The 19,294-nt window shown below is 47.3% G+C and carries 10 protein-coding genes; 4 read left to right on the forward strand and 6 right to left on the reverse strand.

From position 1 onward, the window contains the following. Positions 1-16 precede the first annotated feature (16 nt). Both xyl3A and uvrA read right to left on the reverse strand, forming a co-directional pair. Positions 17-2,617, reverse strand: coding sequence for a xylan 1,4-beta-xylosidase (gene xyl3A / locus BQ7489_RS06460; RefSeq protein WP_072530341.1), 2,601 nt, complete (start codon positions 2,615-2,617; stop codon positions 17-19). A gap of 41 nt (positions 2,618-2,658) precedes the next feature. Next, positions 2,659-5,430, reverse strand: a complete 2,772-nt coding sequence (gene uvrA, locus BQ7489_RS06465; RefSeq protein ID WP_072530342.1) for an excinuclease ABC subunit UvrA — start codon at positions 5,428-5,430, stop codon at positions 2,659-2,661. A 141-nt stretch (positions 5,431-5,571) separates the two neighbouring features. Here uvrA and BQ7489_RS06470 point away from each other — a divergent pair, with 141 nt between their 5' ends. The 4 genes from BQ7489_RS06470 (at position 5,572) to BQ7489_RS06490 (ending at position 13,200) form a co-directional block, all read left to right on the forward strand. Beyond that, entirely contained in the window at positions 5,572-7,071 is a 1,500-nt protein-coding gene (locus tag BQ7489_RS06470) for a glycoside hydrolase family 10-like protein (RefSeq protein WP_072530343.1), read from the forward strand. Between the two features lie 366 nt (positions 7,072-7,437). After that, positions 7,438-8,700, forward strand: a complete 1,263-nt coding sequence (locus BQ7489_RS06480; protein ID WP_072530345.1) for a DUF362 domain-containing protein — start codon at positions 7,438-7,440, stop codon at positions 8,698-8,700. A gap of 120 nt (positions 8,701-8,820) precedes the next feature. Further along, positions 8,821-11,661 carry a glycoside hydrolase family 2 TIM barrel-domain containing protein gene (locus BQ7489_RS06485; protein WP_083580473.1) on the forward strand — a complete coding sequence of 947 codons (2,841 nt, stop codon included), beginning with the start codon at positions 8,821-8,823 and terminating at the stop codon, positions 11,659-11,661. 75 nt (positions 11,662-11,736) lie between these two features. Next, positions 11,737-13,200: a glycoside hydrolase family 140 protein gene (locus BQ7489_RS06490; RefSeq protein ID WP_072530346.1), complete on the forward strand. Its 1,464-nt coding sequence runs from the start codon at positions 11,737-11,739 to the stop codon at positions 13,198-13,200. An 84-nt stretch (positions 13,201-13,284) separates the two neighbouring features. On the opposite strand, the gene BQ7489_RS06495 is transcribed toward BQ7489_RS06490, so the two are convergent. Genes BQ7489_RS06495 through BQ7489_RS06510 form a run of 4 tightly spaced genes read right to left on the reverse strand, consistent with a single transcriptional unit; the run spans position 13,285 to position 19,278 of the window. Beyond that, positions 13,285-15,207, reverse strand: coding sequence for an MGH1-like glycoside hydrolase domain-containing protein (locus tag BQ7489_RS06495; protein WP_072530347.1), 1,923 nt, complete (start codon positions 15,205-15,207; stop codon positions 13,285-13,287). Positions 15,208-15,219: 12 nt separating this feature from the next. Beyond that, on the reverse strand, positions 15,220-18,387 hold the full coding sequence (locus tag BQ7489_RS06500) for a beta-galactosidase, LacZ type (protein WP_072530348.1): 3,168 nt from the start codon (positions 18,385-18,387) through the stop codon (positions 15,220-15,222). Between the two features lie 13 nt (positions 18,388-18,400). Further along, positions 18,401-19,003, reverse strand: a complete 603-nt coding sequence (locus tag BQ7489_RS06505) for a LysO family transporter (protein WP_072530349.1) — start codon at positions 19,001-19,003, stop codon at positions 18,401-18,403. Then, the gene (locus tag BQ7489_RS06510) at positions 19,000-19,278 is read right to left on the reverse strand and encodes a LysO family transporter (RefSeq protein WP_072530350.1); all 279 of its coding nucleotides are present in this window, start codon (positions 19,276-19,278) and stop codon (positions 19,000-19,002) included. The genes BQ7489_RS06505 and BQ7489_RS06510 overlap by 4 nt, the downstream gene beginning before the upstream one ends. Positions 19,279-19,294 lie beyond the last annotated feature (16 nt).

Raw genomic sequence — 19,294 nt, forward strand, 5'->3', positions numbered from 1 at the left:
AAATTTTAGTAAACATTCATTCATCGTTTACTGAAATGTCTATTTTTTTTAATAAATCTGTATCAGATGTACCTCCGTACAGGATTTCGTATTCTCCGTCAATCAGTCTCATGGTATTGGTTGACGGGTCGAACCACTGGAATTTCTCTGCATCCATCGGTATCGTGACATTTACAGTTGTACCTTGGTTGACGGCTATACGTTTGAAACTGCGTAATGCATGGGTAGGTCCGTCTGTTTCTCCTTTACGTTTTAAATAGATCTGTACGACTTCCTCTCCGTCATATTTCCCGGTATTGCTTACCGGTATCGTTAAAGTTACTTGTTTTCCTTTCCCTATCGTATTTGAACTGAGTGAAGCCTCACCATAATTGAATTGAGTATAGCTCAATCCATGTCCGAAGCAGAAGAGAGGGTCTCCCGTGAAATAACGGTATGTTCGGTTCTTCATGGAGTAGTCTTCAAAATCAGGAAGTTGGCTGTCGTTCCGATAAAAAGTTACGGGGAGTCTTCCCGCCGGATTATAATCGCCGGTCAATACATCGGCTACAGCAGTACCGCCGGCTTGTCCCGGATACCAGGCTTGGATGATGGCATCACAAAGCTGGCTTTCAGGTTCCAATCCCATTGCAGAGCCGGAGTAGTTGACAAAAACTATCGGTTTTCCGAGTTTCTTCAGTTCGGTAATCATGCGGCGTTGGATAGCAGGTAATTCGATGGATGTACGGTCGCCACCTTTGAATCCGGCAGCGCTGACCGGCATTTCCTCTCCTTCCAGGGATGGAGCGATTCCTCCTGCATAGACGATGATATCGGCATCTTTGACTTTGTCAATCGAGGCTTGTAGGTTGACCGGAACATCACGTCCCATATCAAAGTCCAATTGTGCGGCACGGTCTTTGCTGTAAAAGATGAATTCGACTTTTACGTTATATGATTTCCCTTTTTCTGCCTTTAGGGTATAGACATTGGCATAATTCTGCAGATACTTCCCTTCTCCTACTTTTTCCCCGTTGATATAAAGCCGGATGATTCCATGTGTCTGGAAACGGAATCCTATTTCTCCGTCCTGTTGTGGCGTGAAGACCGATTCATAGGCTGCCGAGAAATCCTGCAGGTTGACTCCCGGAGCGAATACCGTTCCTCCGGTAGTGACAAAATGGAATGGAGTGGATGTATGTGTCACGGTTACAGGCTGGCCTTCCATTTTAATATTATTCCAATAGGTTGAACGGAAACCAGTCTTGCCGTCGATGCTGCACTGGCTGAATGTGCTTTCGAGGGTAACCTCCGAAGTGCGGTCACAGCCGAATTCATAGATGAGTCTATCGGCTGGAATGCGGTCCTTCATAGCCTTATATAAAGTTATGGTTTGGGAAGGATATCCGTTATAGTTGGCCCATTGCATGACCGAATCATTGGCATTAGGTCCGATAAGGGCTATCTTCAAGCCTTTTTTTAATGGCAGTGTATTGTTTTTGTTCTGGAGCAGGACGACACTTTCACGTGCCATTTTCAGGGCAAGTTCTTTATGTTCCTTGCTGTCGACAACAGAATAAGGAATGGAATCCCAACAAATATTTTCATCCATTTCTCCTAATTCGAAGCGGGCTTTCAGCAGGCGTTTTACTGATGTGTCGATCTGTTTTTCATCAATCAGTCCGGCTCTGACCGCATCGGGCAGTGATTTGTAATCATTTCCACATTCCAGGTCTGTCCCGCTCAGGACAGCTTCGGCACTGGCGTGCTCCTTGCTTTCATGAGTTCCATGATTCTTTTTTCTCCAGAAATCACTGATTGCTCCACAATCGGAAACCACGATACCCTGATATCCCCATTCATTGCGTAGAATCTGTGTCAAGAGTCGGTTGCTTCCGCAGCAGGGGTCTCCTTCAAACCGGTTGTAGGCGCACATCACTTCCTTTACATCGGCCTTTTGTACCAGAGCCTTGAATGCCGGAAGGTAGGTTTCCCACAAATCGCGTGGATCTACATTTTCGGCATTGAACTGATGGCGGTTCCATTCCGGTCCGGAGTGGACGGCAAAATGTTTGGCGCATGCATGAAGTTTGTCATATTTGGCGTCTGCCGGTCCTTGTAGTCCGTTGACTACGGCTATTCCCATCTGCGAAGTCAGATAGGGATCTTCTCCGTAGGTTTCCTGTCCGCGTCCCCAACGCGGGTCGCGGAAAATGTTGACATTAGGTGTCCAAAATGTCAGTCCCTGGTAACGCTTCAGTCCGCCGTTTTTGCTGAATTCAGCCGATTTGGCCCTTGCTTCGTCCGAAACGGCCGTGAATACCTGATAAAGAAGTGCATCGTCAAAAGAAGCGGCCATACCTATGGCCTGAGGAAAGACCGTTGCCAGTCCGGCACGTGCTACTCCATGCAGAGCTTCATTCCACCAGTCGTATGCCTTAATTCCCAATCGTGGAATGGCGGGAGAGGAGTTCTGCATCAGGGCGGCTTTTTCTTCCAGTGTCAGCCGCGACAGAAGATCTTCGGCACGTTGTTCCGGACTGAGTCCGGGATTCTGGTACGGAAGAGATTGTCCGGAGGTCTGTATGCTCAATAAGATTGCTCCTAACCCCAACAAAGCTTTAAGTTTCTTGTTCATGTGTTTGATAGTATTTATTTAAGTTAATACAAATAATTTTCTCAGTGTAATTTTTCTGCCAGATATTGTCCTGTATAGGAAGCCCCACATTTCGCCACTTCTTCAGGGGTTCCACAGACTACCAGATTTCCTCCTTGGTCTCCTCCTTCCGGACCGAGGTCAATTACATAATCTGCACATTTGATAACATCCATATTGTGTTCGATAATCACTACAGTGTGCCCTCTCTCGATCAAGGCGTCAAAGGCATCCAGTAGTTTCTTGATGTCATGGAAATGCAGTCCTGTTGTCGGCTCGTCAAAGACAAAGATGGTAGGCTGGGCTTTTTCTATGCTCAGGAAATAGGCCAGTTTGACACGCTGGTTTTCTCCTCCCGATAAGGTTGATGAAGACTGACCTAATTTTATATAGCCGAGGCCTACTTCCTGCAGGGGCTGCAGTTTCTTTACAATTTTCTTCTGGCCGTGTTCCGTAAAGAATTCGATAGCCTGGTTTACCGTCATCTCAAGGATGTCGTAAATGTTTTTATCCTCATATTTGATTTCCAGCGTATCACTTTTGAACCGTTTGCCGTGGCATGATTCACATTCCAATACCAGATCGGCCATGAACTGCATTTCTACGGTAATGGTCCCTTCACCCTTGCATTCTTCGCAGCGTCCTCCTTCTGTATTGAATGAGAAATATCCGGCTGTGTATCCCATTTGTTTGGCAAGTGGCTGTTCGGCAAACAGTTTGCGGATTTCGTCATAGGCTTTCACATAGGTGACCGGATTGCTCCGGGACGATTTCCCTATGGGATTCTGATCGACAAACTCAATGTCTTTTACCATTGAAAGATCGCCTTCCAGGGATACGAATTCTCCCGGGCGGTCGCTTGCTTCACTGTATTCCCGTTTCAGGGCTTTATAGAAGATGTCCCGTACCAATGTACTTTTTCCGGAACCGCTGACACCGGTTACTACCGTCATGACATTCAGCGGAAAGCGTACATCAATACCTTTCAGGTTATTTTCACGGGCACCTTTAATTTCGATGTAGTTGTTCCAGGAGCGGTGGCTTGCCGGGAGTGGTATGGTTTCTTCTCCCAGCAGGTATCTGACAGTATAGCTGTTGCTGCCGGGTTTCAGATCTTTCATGTCACCTTGGTAAACTATTTCACCACCCAGTCGTCCGGCTTTCGGACCGATGTCGATGATGTAATCGGCTGCACGGATAATTTCTTCGTCGTGTTCTACAACTACTACCGTGTTGCCCAGTTGCTGCAGCTGGCGGAGAACCTTGACGAGGCGGGCTGTATCACGGCTATGAAGTCCGATACTCGGTTCATCCAGTATATACAATGATCCTACCAGGCTGCTTCCCAAAGAAGTAGCCAGGTTGATACGTTGGCTTTCACCTCCGGAGAGTGAGTTGCTTAACCGGTTCAGAGTCAGATATCCTAAGCCTACGTCAACCAGAAAATTCAACCGGTTATTTATTTCATTCATCAGGCGGGCCGCTATGGTCTGGTCATGTTCGTCTAGTTCCAGGGAACGGAAGAATTCCTTTAGTCGGGTTACTGGCATTTCTACCAGTTCGGCTATGTTATGTCCTCCTACCTTGACATACAGAGCTTCTTTTTTCAGACGGCTTCCATGACATTCCGGACAAGTTGTTTTTCCACGGTAACGGGCCAGCATGACACGGTATTGGATTTTATACTGGTTTTCTTCCAGCATCTTGAAGAAAGAATCGATACATACCTTTTCACGCGGGCCGTGCCACAGGTAGTCTTTCTGTTCCTGAGTCAGTTCATAGTAAGGGGTAAAGATAGGAAAATCATGTGCGGGTGCTTCACGCAGGAATTCTTTGAGCCATTCACTCATCTTTTCTCCCCTCCAACACATTACAGCTCCATCATAGACACTCAGTGCACGGTTAGGGATTACCAGATGCTCGTCTATACCGATGATTTTCCCGAACCCTTCGCATGTAGGGCAGGCACCTAACGGAGAATTGAAGGAGAACATTTGGTCAGAAGGCTCATTGAACTTGATACCGTCGGCTTCGAATTTGGTACTGAAACTGTGCAGCCGGGTCGTTCCGTCCGGCAGGAAGAAACGGAGCATACAGGCTCCGTCGCCTTCATACATAGCTGTTTCGGCAGAATCGGTCAGACGACTCATGGCATCTTTGGTATCGTCACAGCTCATCCGGTCTACCAGCAGATAGACGGTATCTTTTTCATTGTAACTGTATTCCTCTATCCGGATCATTTCACCGTTTACTTCCAGACGGGTAAATCCCTCTTTCATATCCATTTCAATCTGTTCGGCTGGGGTACGTCCTTCCCGGGGAAGAATCGGGGTAAGTACAGTATATCGTGTACCTTTTGGATAGGTAAGCATACAGTTGACTATATCTTCAGGACTGTCTTTCTTGACAAGCTGCCCGCTGACAGGGGAGTAGGTCTTGCCTATACGTGCGAAAAGCAGGCGCAGGTACTCATAGATTTCGGTCGATGTACCTACTGTAGAACGGGGATTCCGGCTGATGACTTTCTGTTCGATAGCTATGGCAGGCGGTATCCCCTTGATGAAATCACATTCCGGCTTGCTCATCCTGCCCAGAAATTGTCGGGCATACGATGACAGGCTTTCCACATAGCGGCGCTGCCCTTCTGCATATAATGTGTCGAAAGCCAAAGAGGATTTCCCTGAACCGGACAATCCGGTAATGACGACCAGTTTGTTACGGGGAATGTTGACATCGATGTTTTTCAGATTATTGACCTTTGCTCCCTTTATTGATATGAAATTGCTTTCAGACATGCTTGTATGTTTAATTTTCTGTTGAGAGACAAAGATACATATATATTTTTAACCAGCTTTCATTGCATCCCTCCAAAAATAAAAACTTTGTAATGGAATTTATTTATATTTGCACTTCGATTATAAAATACGAACGAAAGCATGAAATCAAGAACTTTGCTGCTCTTGCTGGCGGTCCTTTTTATAGTGGGGAGCGTTTCGGCACAGACAGTTTATCCTAAACGGGAATTTAGAGGTGCGTGGATACAGTGTGTGAACGGTCAGTTCCAGGGAATGTCTACAGATAAGATGAAGGCGACACTTGTCGGCCAGCTGGACAATTTGAAGGAGGCGGGTATCAATGCCATTATATTCCAGGTCCGCGCCGAGTGTGATGCACTTTATGCCTCTTCATATGAACCTTGGAGCCGTTTTCTTACCGGCGTACAGGGAAAGGCGCCGCAGCCATATTGGGATCCTCTGCAGTTTATGGTGGAAGAATGTCATAAACGGGGGATGGAACTCCATGCATGGATCAATCCTTACCGTGCTCAGACAAAAGGGACCACTGCATTGTCGCCGATGCATCCGTATAACAAGCATCCCGAGCTGTTTGTACGTTATGCCGGACAGCTTTATTTTGATCCGGGATATCCTGAGTCCAGAAGGTATATCTGTAAGATTGTGAGGGATATCGTGAACCGTTATGATATAGATGCCATCCATATGGACGACTATTTCTATCCTTATCCTAATCCGGGAGAGAAATTCAATGATGATTTGAGTTATGCTGCCTACGGACGTGGATTTACCGACAGGGGTGACTGGCGCCGTGATAACGTGAATGTCCTGATCAAGGAAATCCATGAAACTGTGCGTGCCTGTAAGCCGTGGGTAAAGTTCGGTGTTTCTCCATTCGGGATTTACCGTAACAAGAAGTCCAGTCCCAACGGAAGCGATACCAACGGTTTGCAGAACTATGATGATCTTTATGCCGATATCCTGTTATGGGTAAATAACGGTTGGGTAGATTATAACATACCTCAGGTATATTGGGAAATCGGTCATCCTGCAGCCGATTATGATACGTTGGTACGTTGGTGGGCACGGAATTCTTCTGCCCGTCCGCTGTATATCGGTCAGGATGTGATCCGTACCGTATCCAAGGCCGATCCGAAAAATCCCAACCAGAGCCAGATACCGGCGAAATATAACTTGCAGCGTTCATTGCCAACCATTCAGGGAAGTTGCCAATGGTATGCGGCGGCTGTCGTCAAGAACAGGGGCCATTATCGTGACATGCTGGTGAACGTGTATCATAAGTATCCGGCATTGCTTCCCGTTTCTCCTTTTATGGATGACAAGGCTCCGGGTAAGGTGAAAAAGCTGAAGCCGGTCTGGACATCTGACGGGTATATTCTGTTCTGGACCGCTCCTAAAGCGAAGGATGTGATGGATGAGGCCGTCCAGTATGTAGTGTATCGTTTCGATAATGGGGAAAAGGTGAATCTGGATGATCCTTCGCATATCATTTCCATTACCCGCGACACCTTCTATAAACTTCCATATGAAGACGGTAAGACCAAATATAGGTATGTGGTGACCGCACTCGACAGACTGCATAACGAGTCGAAAGCCGTAAAGAAGAAAATCAAACTGTAAAATCCAGAAAAAATAGTCGGAAAGGGAACCAGGGCTTAGGAAGAGGCCTTGTTTCCCTTTTTTTTATTTTAAAATAGAGGCTTCTGGAAAATGCCTTGGAATTTGAAGGCAAAGACCTTGTCCTTTCTTTGTGAAGTTCAAGTTCTTTTTTATCAAAGAGCAAGTTCTTTTTACAGAATATCAAGTTCTTTTTCAAGTACCTGTCCGACCTTTTGTTTATGAGATTTGGTAAAGCATAAAAATATTGAAAATTAGAGGACAGGTTAAAAATTTATAATTACTAAATAAAATTTTTATTACTTTTACGAAGCATACGGTGTGCGTTTGCCGCCGTCTTTTTTTTATCTTTAATTTATTAAGTGAAAAATGAATAAGAATAGAAACATTGGTATACTTGTTTTTGCCATTCTTTCATTGCTGGCCTGCCATATAGTAACAGCCCAACCGCATTTGTTTGTTAAGCCCAACGATCCCCTCGGCCGTGGCATAGGTATTCATCCGGCACGTGTTGCGTGGATTCACAGCCCTGGGGTAGCCACCTGGGACGGTGAAACCGGATTGTGGATGGAGGACCGCTGGAACAGTCAGAGCAAAGCCGATGCTATGGTGCGTGAGGCTGTTGTGCAACTTACGGGTGAGAAAAACGCAAAGAAAGCGTGGCGTGCATTGTTTAAGGACTTCAATGCCAGACGTAATCATGGCAATCGCGGATATAGAAAAGGTGAGAAGATAGCCATAAAGCTTAATATGAACAATGCGATTACGCACCGTGACACTATCGATCTTAATTCGTCGCCTTTCGTTACTCTGGCTTTGGTGCGCAGTCTGGTGAACGATGCGGGAGTGAGTCCGGCAGACATTGTGGTCTGCGAGCCGAGTCGTGCCATTACCGACAGTATATTCAACAAGTGTCACAGGGAGTTTCCTGAGGTGGTTTTTATTGACAATATCGGTGGTGGTGGCCGTCTGAAATGTGAGTATTATGAGGACCAGATAAAGTATTCGGCTGACAACGGGCGGCTGGCCCGCGGTCTGGCCAAGTGTATAGTGGATGCTGACTACCTGATTAACAGTGCCCTGCTGAAGACCCACAAAGGGCCGGGTGTGACTCTGACTGCTAAAAACTGGTATGGTGCTACCGATATAAACCTGTTGTGGCGTAAGAACGCACACAACAATTTCAGTCCGGACAAGAAACATGGTAAGCCTGGCTACAAAACTTTTGTTGACTTCATAGGGCACAAGGACCTCGGTCAGAAATGTCTGCTGTTTCTGATTGACGGCACATACGGTTCGCGTGATGTGAACGGGAAACCGAATCCCAAGTGGAAGAAGGAGCCCTTCAATGGCGACTGGTGTTGCTCACTTATTGTGTCACAGGATCCGCTTGCATGCGACGTAGTGGGTATGGATATGCTTATCGGTGAATGGCCCGAGTTCGGTAGTTTCAATTATTGCGATGAATATCTGCGTGAAGCTGCCACCATACCGTCACCGGTGAGCGGCACTGTCTATGACCCGGAGCAGGACGGCAAGCCTCTTGAAAAACCGCTCGGACTGATGGAGCATTGGAATAATCCGCAGGAACGTAAGTATACAAAACTGGATTTGGTCTACAAAAAACTCTGAGACTTGTAAGTTTGTTCATTCCGGAGTTTTTTTATTCCCGTTGATATGGATTGATCCCTTTCCTGGGAAGGTGGAAATGGTTGTATGAAATGCCGGACTTATTATTAAGATAAAAAACATATGATACGTTACGTTTATTTGTTTCTGTTCAGTTTGTGCCTTTGGGAAGCGAAAGCACAGCAAACTGAAGTGTTTTATCTCTCGGGAAAGGATGCTGACCACACAGTGACTTGGGATTTCTGGTGTTCGTCCGGCATGAAATCGGGAAGTTGGGAAAAAATACAAGTGCCTTCATGCTGGGAACAGCAGGGCTTTGGCGGTTATACATACGGACGTTATTACATCTATAAGGAGTGGGAAAAGTATAAACAGTATAATGATTACCGGGAGCATGATTGTCATGATGAGTATGGCATCTACCGGCATCGTTTCAGTGTGCCCGGGCAATGGCGGGACAAACGGATACGCATTGTCTTCGAAGGTGTAATGACGGATGCGGATGTGAAAGTCAATGGCGTTTCTGCAGGACCTGTGCATCAGGGCGGATTTTACCGTTTTTCTTATGACATTACGGAACTGGTGAAATTCAAGGGGAAGAATACATTGGAAGTAACTGTGCATAAGCAGTCTGCCGATCCGTCTGTTAATGCAGCTGAACGTCGGGCGGATTGGTGGCTTTTTGGCGGCATTTACCGTCCTGTCTATCTGGAAGCAAAACCCCGGATGCATATAGAACGTTTTGCGGTGGATGCCCGTGCCGACGGAACTTTGCATACGGATGTTTTTCTGGAACATTTGCAGGAGAACTGCCGGTTGGAATTGGCCTTGTCGACAGCCGATTTGCAGACACTTGTGGGGAGGCAGGTTTGTAAATTGTCGACTGACGGAAAACAGACATTGACCACGCAGTGGGCGGGAATCAAGACCTGGGATCCTGAACACCCCAATCTTTATCGTCTTACGCTTAAACTGATTGATGATAAGGGGACAGTTGTGCATGAGGTTACGGATTGCATAGGTTTCCGTACAATCGATTTTCGTCCTGCCGATGGTATTTATCTCAATGGGACGCGTCTGTTGGTGAAAGGTACTAACCGGCATTGTTTTGATCCGGAGAAGGGCCGTACGGTGAGCCCGGATCTTGACCTGAAGGATGCCTTGCTCATTAAACAGATGAATATGAATGCTGTACGTTCCCATTATCCGCCCGACAAACATTTCCTGCATTTGTGTGACTCTTTGGGGTTGCTTTATGTGTACGAGTTGTGTGGCTGGCAGAATCATTATAGTGATACCATTGCGTTACGGTTGCTGCCGGAAATGATAACGCGGGATGTGAATCATCCTTGTATATTCCTTTGGGGAAATGGTAACGAAGGTGGATGGAATACAACGGTGGACCGCCGTTTTGCTGACTATGATCCGCAGCATCGCCATGTCATTCATCCGTGGGCAGATTTTGACGGATTGGATACACGGCATTATCCTACCGGACAAGATAATGTGTATCGAATGGATCGTGGACGGAAAGTGTTTATGATGACCGAATTCCTTCATGGCTTGTATGACCGCGGCCAGGGTGCTGGACTGGATGGATTATGGGCAAAGTTCTGTAGTAGTCCTTTGTTTGCCGGAGGTTTTTTGTGGGCTTATGTAGATGAGGCCCTATACCGGACAGACACCGGTGAAATGGATACATACGGTCCGAATGCACCGGATGGTATTGTCAGTGCAGACCGCCAGAAAGAAGGAAGTTTCTATACGGTCCGTGAAGTGTGGTCTCCTGTGCAGATAGAACCTTTCCGGGTGAATCAGTCGTTCTGCGGACAGTTTCGTGTGACCAACAACTATTTGTTTACAAGTATGGATGAGGTCCGTATGAAATGGCGTGTGTGGCAGATACCTCTTTTGTCGGATCAGTCAGTCTGTTTGGCTGAGGGAGATGTGACATTACCATCCATTGCGCCGGGTGAGACAGGAACGGCCCGTTTCATGCTTCCGGAAGCTTTTCAGAAAGGTGATGTGCTGGAACTGGAGGCTTATGGTACGGCAGGTGATACGGTTTGTACATGGACATACCCCATTCGTAGTCCTCACTCCTACGTTGAGAATTACCTGACATCGGCAGAAGGTAATGGAGAAAAGGCGCATTGGCAGGCTGATGAAAATTATGTGACATTGGAAGCCGGACATAGTCGTGCTGTTTTTAACCGTTCGGATGGAATGTTGGTGCGGCTTTCGTGTGACGGGCTGACTATTCCTCTTTCCAACGGTCCTCTTCCGGTGGGGATGAAGGTGCAGCTGCAGACTTCTGCCGTACGTATGCAAGGCGATACGGCCGTTTATGCCGTAAAGTATGCCGGAGCGGTAGATTCGATTGTCTGGCGGATGACACCTTCCGGTCTGTTGGGTATGGATGCAGTGGTACTTAACCGCCGGGGAGATTTTTATGATAAAAAGGTGTATAACCTGGGATTCACATTCTCTTATCCGGAGAATGAGGTAAAAGGGATGCGCTGGTTGGGACGTGGTCCTTACCGGGTGTGGAAAAACCGCATACGGGGTACCCGTTACGGTATATGGCAGAAAACGTATAACAACACGGTTACCGGTGAATATCATATTCCTGTAGTATATCCGGAATTTAAGGGTTATCATGGCGATCTTTATTGGGTTACTCTACAGTCCGGAAATGCGCCGTTGACAGTTTATTCGGAAACGGAAGGACTTTATTTGCGTGTGTTTACGCCTGAAGAATCGCGTGACCGGGAAGACCGGGGTATGTCTGTAGTGGAATATCCGGCAGGTGATCTTTCTTTTTTGCTGGAGATACCCGCTGTCAACTCACAGGGAACCGGTGGCGAATCTTCATCGGTCAAGATAAATGTAGGTGATGAAGGGTCTCGGATAAAAATCTGGTTTGATTTACGGAATCATACGGATGTGGCTGGAACCCGATAGTACATGTTGTAGGCGGAAAATAAAAACGTATTGAATGTCAGGAATGTAACATTGTAATAATTGAGAATCATAACTATGAAAAAAACATCAGTCATTGTGTTATCGGTATTGCTGCTGTGCTGTCCGGCTATTTTATGGGCTGCAGAAAAATCGGAAACTTATATCCCCTGGAAAAATGGGAAATTGACGGTTTCGGAAGAACATCGTTATCTGAAGCATGAGAACGGGGCTCCTTTTTTCTGGTTGGGAGAAACGGGGTGGCTTATGCCAGAGCGTTTGAACCGGGAAGAGGTTCCTTATTATCTGGAGTGTTGTAAAAATGCAGGTTATAATGTCGTGCAGGTGCAGACTTTGAACGGAGTGCCTTCCATGAACTTTTATGGGCAGTATTCTATGACTGACGGGTTTGACTTCAGTCATATCGACCGTAAAGGTGTATATGGTTATTGGGATCATATGGATTATATTATCCGTACTGCCGAACGATATGGAATCTATATCGGTATGGTCTGTATTTGGGGTACTCCTGTCAGTCAGGGACTGATGGATGTGAAGGAGGCACAAGCTTACGGGACGTTTCTTGCCGAACGGTATAAGGATGCTCCGAACATCATATGGATTATAGGTGGGGATATCCGGGGGGATGTGAAGACAGAAGTATGGGAGGCTTTGGCTACTTCCATCAAGGCAGTCGACAAAAACCATGTAATGACGTTCCATCCGCGTGGCCGTACTACTTCCGCCAAGTGGTTCAACAATGCGGAATGGCTGGACTTCAACATGTTCCAAAGCGGACACCGCCGGTATGGACAGCGCAATGGCGACGGAGATTACCCGATTAAGGAAAATACGGAAGAAGATAACTGGCGTTATGTGGAAGCTTGTCAGGCTGAGACTCCGTTAAAGCCTGTCCTGGATGGGGAACCTGTCTATGAAGACATTCCTCAAGGTCTGCATGATCCGGAAGAAGTCCGTTGGAGCGATGCTGATGTCCGCCGTTATGCATACTGGTCGGTCTTTGCCGGTTCCTTCGGTCATACTTACGGGCATAATTCGATCATGCAGTTTTATCGTCCTGGATACAGTGCGGCCTATGGAGCCGACAAGCCTTGGTATGAAGCATTGAAGGATCCGGGCTTTAACCAGATGAAGTATCTGAAGAACTTGATTCTGACGTTTCCGTTCTTTGAACGTGTGCCCGATCAAAGCGTCATCGCCGGTAAGAACGGTATCCGTTACGACCGTGTGATCGCAACCCGTGGAAAGGACTATATGCTGGTATATAATTATAGCGGGATACCTATGCAGATTGACCTGACTAAAATTGAAGGGACAAGGAAAAATGCGTGGTGGTATGCTGCCAAGAGTGGCAAGCTGACTTATATAGGTGAGTTTGAAAATAAAGTGACTTTCTTTCAGTTTGATGGCGGGTACAACAGTGGAAATGATCAGGTACTGATTGTAACGGATGCTTCTGCCGGTTATGTCCAGAAAGATTGGACAGAATTGCCGGATGCGCAACAGAAATGGATGAAATGATGAATTCAAAAAAGAAGCTGCACACTTTCTTAATGTAGGAGAGGTGTGCAGCTTTTGATTATAAGAAAATTGAGCTTGAGACTGTTATTTATTGTAATCTTCATACATCATCAGGAGGTGTGATGCACTCCAGCTGAAATGGGGTGCCTGTAGCCGTTTTCCGTCGTGTGTCCCGTAATTTTCATGGATAGGAGCGTCTTCTTTCAGTCCTTGGCAACGTTCGAAAACCTGTTCTGTATATCGGTCGGCAAGTTCTTTGTAACCGTAGTTTCTCAGTCCTGTGATGGCCTGATAAGTCTGGTCCAGCCAGATGGGGCCTCTCCAGTAACCGTTTGAATCGCATTTTGGATTGTCGGCTGCTACTGTCGGGAAAGGAATGTAGGTCGAGAATTTGGTGGTATCGGTAAGCAGGACGAGTGCTTTATCCATTTGCCGCTGGTCGGCTATCCCTACCCAGAACGGAGTGTAACCTTCGCATCCCGGTTCTGCAATGAAGCTGCCGTCACTCAGCCGGCGGTCACAGAACCAGCCGGTCTGTTCGTCGAAAAAGTAGTCGGCTATTTTGTCGCTGTAGTCCGGACCGTCGAATGTGGTACCCGCCAGTGAGGCAAATTTTTTCAGCAACCTACATTCATAGGCCAGGTAGGCATTGAGGTCGACACTTTCCTGATCCATACTCCAGGCGTCTTCTGCATTCTTCAGCATCCCGGTATGGTCAAAACGTATGGCATTGTCCATGCCGCTTTCCCATGCCGCCGCTTCCAATGTCCCGTCGGTGGAGCCGAATTCGCAGATTCCGTTGTGGTTGTGGTCACGTTTGACATACCACCATTTGTAATAGGCCAGCAGTTGCGGATACATTTCCTTGACAAAGGCGGTATCTTGTGTGTGGGTGAAGATCTTGTCAACAGCCCAACATACCAGGGGCGGTTTGCTGTCGCGTGCATTGTTCTCGGCTGAGTTCGTGTAGATGCAGTCTATAATCATGCCGTCGGGCAACTGGTAATCGAACATGGCCCGGATGTTGTTCTTTGCCAGTTCGGGGGCGAAACTGGCCAGTGCAGCCGAAAACCGCCAACTGTCCCATGCCCAGAATCCGATAAAATAACCGACAGCGTGGCTGGGAATGACTCCTTCGTGTAGGAGACCTTCCCTGTGTGTCCGCCAGTTGGAAATCAGTGTTACGACCGATTTGACTGCAATCCGGTCATATTCAGGTTTCATGTCATCACGCAATACATTCTGCAGATAACCGTTCCAGCGTGCGGTATTCTGTGCCAGCTCTTCTTTGGGGTTGTTCAGCAGAAACTGTATGTGTTGCCGGTTGGCAAGCAGTTCCTTCTCGGAAGTGAAAAAAGAGATGGCTACGACTGCCTTTTTACATCCGGGCTGAGTCTGTGCCATGTAATTGTGTTTGTCACAGGTAAGGGTAATGTCATTTCCGAATGAAAGAGTGATGATTTCTCCGTTGGGATGGTAGGCCGTGACTGTATTCCTTTCGGCTTCCAGGCGTATATGGCTGTTCCATTGGCGGGCGGTGAAACTCAGCCCGGCCTTGCAGTCTGTCTCTACCTGCAGGAGGGCTGTATTTGCGTCAATGAAATTCATGCGTTGGAAAATCCTTCCTTCCGCAGATGATGAGGCCATGTATACTTCTCCGGGAAAATAGGATACCGAATCTGGAGTCATGACATCTTTTTTGCCTGATAATCCTACCTCTACGGCTGCCTGGGCGAACCATATACGGTTGTCAATGCTGAACGGACCGCAAAAACCGTTGACCCATCTGTCTGACTGAGGTAGGGTGAACCCCATCCATGAGCCGGCGTCGGTAAAACAGCCTACACGGCTGACCGTGGAATCGGGGGTAAGCCGGATATCCAGTATATCGTTGAATTCATATCGGTTCCTGTCGTATGACATGTCTTTGGGAGAGGTCGTGGTACAGGCTGCGAAGCCGCTTATGATTCCCGACAGCAACAATGTTTTTATTATGTTTGTTTTCATCTGGTTATGTGGTTAGAAAAATTTTTTATACGTTTCCTGTATGACGTCCGATCCGGCTCCCAAGGGGCGGAGAGTGAAACTGTATGTCCAGGCGTGAGGGGTGACGGTATATTCGGAGTGTACGTGTGCCCCCCATGTATTGTCACCGCCTACTCCCATCTGCCGATGGTCTATATTCAGCCATACCAGATCCTTTTTCTCTACGCTTCTTCCATGACGGCGTTCTACGTTGAACGGGCGGTATTCAATGTCTTCTTGCGGGAAATTCCATGCACTGACGCTCATCGGTTCTTCTCCGGTAACGAGCAGGCCTTCTCCGTCGGAATTACGTAAGGCTACCCAGCGGACATCACATTTGTTTGCCGTTTCCTGTGCGCGTACGTATGGATGATACTGTTCCCATACACTGGCTGTATATAAACCGATTGCGGCACTGCTCTTGCGGTCGGCATAATTTTCGTGAGGGCCTCTTCCCAGCCAGGTCATTGTTTCATATTCGGCCGGAAGTATCAGGCGCATACCCAGTCGGGGCATCTCAGGCAGTTCCTTGTTTCCCGGGATGAATTTCATGGTGACTTTTATGGTACCTTCGGGGCGGATGATATAGGAAATATCCAGATCGGCGTCCTGTTCTTCCATACGGTATGTAGCGGTGACAATGGCTTGCCGCTTGTCTGTAGCTTCGGTCAATTTCAAATCCTTCAGGCGGGCATTCTTTCCCGCATCCTGCCAGATTCGGCAGCGTTCTGGTGTTCCGTTAGCCACATCGTTATCAGTCAGTCCTCGCCAGAAGTTGGCCTGCAGCCCTGCTTTGATCAGGTTTTTCCCGTTATATTCCAAAGTTGTCATTTCTCCGTTTCGGACAGAGAAGCAGACCCGGAAGCTGTTTCCGCTCAGGCTGATGGATTCCGGAGTGCGTTCCGTTGTCAAGGTTCCGCTTATGGGTTCCATTTCCGGAATAATCTGTTCTACTGGCAGTTTCCATTGTTCCATTGCTGCTACATGGCCGGCCGGTATCATCGGAGTATCTTGGCGGGTTACAGCTTCAAGCTTCAGAAAGTATTCTTTTTCACTTGCACTGATAGGCTGTAAAGGTAATGAGATTTCCTGGCTTTGACGGGCTGGCACCGGTGGAAAATCCATTGTTCCCTGTTGGATATTTTTCCCGTCGGCTTCGACACTCCAACGCAGAAGATATCCGGAGAGATTGATGAAATCATGACGGTTGGTTACTGTGATCCGGTTCGTTGTAAAGGCCACTGGGCTGAAATGAATGTATTGGTATACTTTTTTCACTTCGTAGATGTGAGGATGCAGAGAGCGGTCGGCGGCAACCAGGCCGTTGGCACAGAAGTTGGAGTCATTGGGTATGCCTACATATCCCATGTCACCTCCGTATGCCCAGATTTTGTTTCCTCGTCCATCTTCCTTTGCAAACGTCTGGTCTACCCAGTCCCAGATAAATCCTCCCTGGAGCTGGTCGTATTTGTATATCAGGTCCCAGTAATCCTGCAGGTTACCTACGCTGTTTCCCATGGCATGGGCATATTCGCACATGATCATCGGACGTGCGTCGCGCTGGTTGATGTGGCGACGGAGTGACCATATACGGGGGTACATCGGACAGTAAATGTCTGATTTGCCTTCATATCCTCCTCCTTCGTATTGTACCGGACGGGTCGGGTCAGTATTTTTAGTCCAATTGTATATTGTTTCGAAATGCTTGCCGTAACCGGATTCATTTCCCAATGACCAGGTTACGATAGCCGTACAGTTGCGGTCGCGCATTACCATACGGCTCATGCGCTGCATGAATGCGGATTCCCATTCCGGATAATTGGCGAGTGTACCATCCTTGTGGTTCATCATACCGTGGCTTTCGATATTGGCTTCACCTACCAGGTAAAGGCCATATTTGTCGCATAGTGCGTACCATTGGTAATGGTTGGGATAGTGGCAGTTACGTACTGCATTGATATTGAACTGTTTCATGAGACGGATATCGGTCACCATACTTGCTACGTCGATCGACCGTCCTTTGTAAGGATCGTGTTCGTGGCGGTTCACTCCTTTGAACAGTACCGGAACACCGTTGATAAGCTGTTGTCCGTTTTTCATCTCTACCGTACGGAATCCGAAGGGGTGTGCGAATGATTCCATCGTTTTTCCTTGCTTATCGAATGTATTCACGACCAGCGTATACAGGTTGGGCGTTTCTGCAGTCCAGGCCGGTGCATTCTTGAACAAATGGCTCCCGGTGAATAAGGTATCGGTAGCGTTCCTTATTTTTTTCTCTTGCATGTAGACGGTTTTACCTTGTGTATCCAGAACTTTGAATTCCACGTGTTGTCCTTGTCGGGGATTGTGTAAGGTAATATCTACATTGAACTCTCCGTCCCGGTATCCGTTTGTCATTCCTGCTGTCAGCTTGAAATCTTTGACCCGGCTTTGGGGACGGGCGTACAGATAGACGTCTCTTTCTATTCCGCTGTATTTCCAGTAGTCCTGGTCTTCCATATAAGAGCCGTCACTGAAACGGAATACCTTTACTGCCAGTCTGTTCTTTCCTTTCTTCAACAGCCTGGTTATATTGAAATGCGCGGGGAGTCGGCTGTCTTCACTGTATCCGGCAAGTTTACCGTTGATCCAGCAGTAGTAAGCCGATTCTACCCCTTCAAAGTCGATGAATATATCCATTCCGTTCCATGTTTCGGGAACGGTAAATTCACGTACATAAGCTCCTACCGGATTATAATCGGATGGAACGTAAGGCGGATTGCAAGGGAACGGATAAGATACATCCGTATAGATAGGAGAGTCGAATCCTTGAAGTTCCCAGCTTCCTGGAACTTCAATGTCTTTCCATTGGCTGGTGTTGTAATCCGTATGATGGAAATCGGACGGGCATGCGTCATTGTTCCGGGAAAAGAGGAATTTCCAGGTCCCGTCAAACGAGATACGCCGTTCCGTTTGCGGGTTTACCTCAAAACGCTGTAAATCGGGTAGGGCCTGTTGTGACAATGCCGCCTTTTCACTGATGAATGGAATGAAATGCGCATGCATCGGTTCACGGTTTATTTCATTGACCTGCGGGTCTTGCCATGGAACAGATTCGGCGTATATGCGCTTGGTAGTGAATGAGGCAAGTATGCATGCTATATAGAAAAAGTGTCTTTTCATGAAGTGTTTTTATTTAAATGGAACAAAAGAACGTTACCAGGAACGGTACGCTGAAATCGGTGACGAAACCATGGAATATGGATACTACAGCAAACTGTTGTCCGGCATAACGGGTTATGATAGGGAGTGTGGTATCCATCGTTGTGGCTCCTCCGGCTGCTATCGGGGCGAGGTTACCGAACCAGCGGACCAGTAGCGGGGCACACAGCAGGGTCATGATTTCGCGGGTAATGTTCGAAAGCAGGGCGATGGTTCCCAGTTCCGGACCTTTGTATTCTGTAATGAAGATACTGGAAAGTGAATAATACCCGAATCCGGATCCTACAGCCATACATTCTGCCGCACTTCTGTGCGGCAGAATAAGGCTGACCAGCGCGGCTGCCGATAAGGTTCCCATTATGGTAGCGGCCGGCAGGAATATCAGTCTGGGATTCAGGGAACGGAAATTCTTCAAGGTTTGCGGATCGTTTCCGATGCTTAATCCTACACAGAACATCAATGCACACAAGGCATAGAAGCTTATGTTGCTTTCTGTCATATCGAATGGGATAAGGTGGAATATTCCGCATAGGGTACCGATGGCGAAGAATCCGACTATAATCAGACTTCCTTTCATGCATTTCCTCCTTCCCTTCTGTATAGCAGGTACCATAATCCCCACGCAAATATGCAACTTCCTGATATACATGCCAGTGTAATGCCGAAAGCTTCTATCCCCAATGTAGCTATCCCTTCTATGATACGGCGGTTACTTCCCACTTCCACTCCCAGAAGAAAAAGAAGTATCCAGATAAGTAAGGTAATGGCCTTGCTTGTCCATGAAAGTTCCCGCTTGCGGAGGAGAAAACCGGCAGCCATACCTCCCAGCATGAGTCCGATAACTGTAAACATATTCTTTCTCAGTTTA

The organism is Bacteroides ilei, from assembly GCF_900128495.1.
Taxonomy (GTDB): domain Bacteria; phylum Bacteroidota; class Bacteroidia; order Bacteroidales; family Bacteroidaceae; genus Phocaeicola; species Phocaeicola ilei.

Excerpts from the sequence above, each read along its gene's own strand:
- BQ7489_RS06500 (WP_072530348.1), bottom strand. The coding sequence starts at position 18,387 with ATGAAAAGACACTTTTTCTATATAGCATGCATACTTGCCTCATTCACT.
- BQ7489_RS06490 (WP_072530346.1), top strand. The coding sequence starts at position 11,737 with ATGAAAAAAACATCAGTCATTGTGTTATCGGTATTGCTGCTGTGCTGT.
- uvrA (WP_072530342.1), bottom strand. The coding sequence starts at position 5,430 with ATGTCTGAAAGCAATTTCATATCAATAAAGGGAGCAAAGGTCAATAAT.
- BQ7489_RS06510 (WP_072530350.1), bottom strand. The coding sequence starts at position 19,278 with ATGTTTACAGTTATCGGACTCATGCTGGGAGGTATGGCTGCCGGTTTT.
- BQ7489_RS06495 (WP_072530347.1), bottom strand. The coding sequence starts at position 15,207 with ATGAAAACAAACATAATAAAAACATTGTTGCTGTCGGGAATCATAAGC.
- BQ7489_RS06470 (WP_072530343.1), top strand. The coding sequence starts at position 5,572 with ATGAAATCAAGAACTTTGCTGCTCTTGCTGGCGGTCCTTTTTATAGTG.
- BQ7489_RS06505 (WP_072530349.1), bottom strand. The coding sequence starts at position 19,003 with ATGAAAGGAAGTCTGATTATAGTCGGATTCTTCGCCATCGGTACCCTA.
- xyl3A (WP_072530341.1), bottom strand. The coding sequence starts at position 2,617 with ATGAACAAGAAACTTAAAGCTTTGTTGGGGTTAGGAGCAATCTTATTG.
- BQ7489_RS06485 (WP_083580473.1), top strand. The coding sequence starts at position 8,821 with ATGATACGTTACGTTTATTTGTTTCTGTTCAGTTTGTGCCTTTGGGAA.
- BQ7489_RS06480 (WP_072530345.1), top strand. The coding sequence starts at position 7,438 with ATGAATAAGAATAGAAACATTGGTATACTTGTTTTTGCCATTCTTTCA.